Below are 1,881 nucleotides of genomic sequence, written 5' to 3'. Positions count from 1 at the left end.
TTACCATCGGCGATACAATCAAAGTAAGCTTAACACTAGACGAGGCAGTTACCTTGGCAGGGGTTGGTCATAATAAAATCACGATTGCTGGCAAGGAATTCTTATTAACAGGTACTAACAATACAGTCACCAACATATTGGAGTTTTCTTACACCATTCAAGCCAACGACAAGATTAGCGCTGAAAAATTTAATATTGACAATAAAAGTGATATTGTTTTAAACGACATTAAAGATACAGATGGAAATTATATTGATTTTAGTGCTATCAGCAGCCCTACAAAACTTTCCAAGACATTGCTTGACACTGAATTTGTTATTGGTAGCGGCAAAATAACCCACAACAATGGCGTTTATGAAAAAACCTCTGGCAGGGGCTGGAATGCCGATGTTACCTCTTCCAAAGGTTTTGTTAATGATGGCTATGTTATTGCTAAGATTGGTGCGTTTAATAAGCATATGATGTTGGGACTCTCAAGTGACGATACTAGTGATTCTTTTGATACTATAGATTACGCTTTGTATGCAGACGCAGGTATAGATAATAAATTTGTTATCTATGAAAGTGGTGGAAAAAAGTATGAAACAGGTGTTTCTTATGCCGTTGGCGACTATATGAAAGTCACTAGATCAGGCACCCAAATAAAATATTACCATATTAAAGCAAGTGATGGTCCTCACGCCAAAGGCACTTTGCTTTACACCTCAAGCAAAACTTCAAATGTAAATACCAAATTGTTTCTAGACAGTTCTTTTCATGATGTTGGTGCTAAGTTAACAGATATGCAAATATTCAGTGGCAAGAATTTGCCGTTTTCAGTAGATGTTGGCGCGCCAAAACCCATTGCTAACGCTTGGCATATAGACAGCACAACCGCCGATAAGAACGGTGTCTTCACCCTTGACGATGAAATTAAACTAACTCTCACTATAGATGAGGTGGTTGTTTTGGCCAAGGTTGGTCACAATAAAATTGTTATTGCTGGCAAAGAATTTCTTTTAACAGGCACAAATGGTACCCCGACTAACACGCTGGTGTTTACCTACACTGTGAAAATTAACGACACAATTGACAGTAAGTATTTTAATATCAATGGTAGACGCAGCATCTTTTTATCCGATATTGTTGATACAGATGGCAATAATATTGATTTCAGTGGCATTAGCAGCCCCGTGAAACTTTCCAACACATCACTTGATACCCATCTTAGCATCGGCGGAAGCCGAAGGATGACGCTAACCAACGGTGTTTATGAAAAAATCTCTGGCGCTGGCTGGAATGCTGATGTTAGTTCTTCCAAAGGGTTTGTTGGTGATGGTTATGTTATTGCCAAGATTGTTGAGCCCAACAAAAGGGTGATGATCGGACTTTCAAGCGATGATAGTGATGATTCTTTCAAGAGTATTGATTATGCTTTGTATGCAGACGCAGGAATAGGCAATAAATTTGTCATTTATGAGGGTGGCAAGCCTCAGCGTAACACAGGGGTTAGCTATGCCGCTGGTGATTATATGAAAGTTGTCAGATCGGGTTCCACAATAAAGTATTACCATATCAGGGCAGCAGACGGACCTCTTGCTCAAGGCACCTTGCTTTATACTTCGAGCCAAACTTCAAATAAGGACACCAAGTTATTTTTAGACAGTTCTTTTTATGGTGTCGGCGCCAAGTTAGCAGATATGCAAATATTCAGTGGCACTAATTCGCCACTTTCGGTCGATGTTTATGCGCCCAAACCGGCTGCCAATGCTTGGCGCATAGACAGTGGACCTGCTAACAGTAAAGGCGTCTTTACTATTGGCGATGAAATTAAAATCACCCTCACTTTAAATGAAAAGGTTACCTTGGCAAATGTGGGTCGCAATAGAGTTATTATTGCTG

1 protein-coding gene is annotated in these 1,881 nt (G+C 39.9%); it reads left to right on the top strand.

Going from position 1 to position 1,881, the window contains the following annotated elements:
* Window positions 1-1,881, top strand: a 1,881-nt coding sequence (locus tag BAZSYMA_RS09805) for a hypothetical protein (protein ID WP_195910050.1), incomplete at both ends; no start/stop codon positions are given.

It is taken from the genome of Bathymodiolus azoricus thioautotrophic gill symbiont, from assembly GCF_001298715.1.
Lineage (GTDB): Bacteria > Pseudomonadota > Gammaproteobacteria > PS1 > Pseudothioglobaceae > Thiodubiliella.
The sequence above is the reverse complement of the archived record's forward strand: the minus strand, read 5'-3'. Positions and strand labels throughout refer to the sequence as shown.